Annotated in this window: 1 protein-coding gene; it reads right to left on the reverse strand. The window is 54.2% G+C overall.

Going from position 1 to position 1,249, the window contains the following annotated elements; translation table 11 throughout:
* The coding region (locus J07HQW2_RS12420) for an NAD(P)-dependent oxidoreductase (protein WP_021055887.1) at positions 1–801 on the reverse strand (801 nt) is incomplete at its 3' end.
* Positions 802–1,249 lie beyond the last annotated feature (448 nt).

Consider the following 1,249-nt stretch of genomic DNA (forward strand, 5'->3'; position numbering starts at 1 on the left):
GAGTGGTTCCGGGTCCGTCACGTCGAGGGCTGCACCGTGTATGATGTTTGATTGGAGTGCCTCAACTAGTGCCGGTGTGTCGACGACGCCGCCCCGTGCAACGTTGATGATAATAGCATCCGTCGGCAGTGTAGCGAGTTCCCCATCGCCGATCAGGCTTTGCGTCATATCAGTCAGTGGACAGGCGAGAATCAGCACGTCTGTTCTGGCTAATGTGTCCAGCAGATCGTCATAGCCGACTACTTTATCGGTTGGACCGTTCTTCAACGGGGAGTGACGAACGCCTATCGTCTGTACGTTGAACCCGCTGAGCCGCTGTACAATAGCTTCCCCAATGGAGCCGAGTCCAACGACGGTCACGGTGCTACCAGCGAGTTCGGTAAAAGACTGAAACCTCCGCCACTCACGACGGGCCTGCCGCCGGCGCCCCTCATCAAGTCGGCGGGCAAACATGAGCGTCCAACCGAGGACGTGTTCAGCGATATTTGGACCATGAACGCCCGACGCGTTCGTCACTGCAATACCACGCTCGGCGAGCGTCTCGAGCGGAAGATGATCGACCCCTGCAGTATTAGCTGCGAATAGACGGAGGTTCTCAGCGGCTTCAAACTCGTCTGTATCGAGATGGCGCCCGGCGAGGACGTCGGCGTCAGCGAGAAGTCGGCGCTTATCACCAGGCGCCTCGGCGAGCATGACATTGTGATCCGGCAGTCGGCTTCGGAGCGTCTCCACATAGTCGGAGGCAGGGATACCGTGTGCGTCGTGATCAAGGACGACGATATTTGGTCTATTTGTTTGCATGTAGTCGTTATATCTTACATGAAAGTATAAAATGCTCTTCGGCAAAATCCTGTCACTTCATTCGGTCTGGTCGTGACCTGCTCACTAGGACTAGACAGTCGATACCGGCAACACAGGGTCGCTGCTCCGATAGTAACCAACCGCATGGATAAGATGAGAACAACTCCAGATCTAGGAGAGCAATAGCAATACTCATTGCGATGGGAGTCATCACCATTGCAGCGTGACCACTACCTCTGCTGGGGCTTACATCTTCTCCACGAATCGGCGGCGGCGCAAGCGTGGTTATGATGCTGGTGCACTGAGAGAGCGGGTCCAAATACAACACCGATAATTATCATTAAATCAATCTCAGGGATACAGGAGATGATCAAACTGGCGCATATCGAAGTATCAGACATAATAAGGGGAGACTGATGCGTACAGCCTGCGTTGCTGCTATGGTATA

This window comes from Haloquadratum walsbyi J07HQW2 (genome assembly GCF_000415985.1).
In the GTDB taxonomy this organism is placed as follows: domain Archaea; phylum Halobacteriota; class Halobacteria; order Halobacteriales; family Haloferacaceae; genus Haloquadratum; species Haloquadratum walsbyi_B.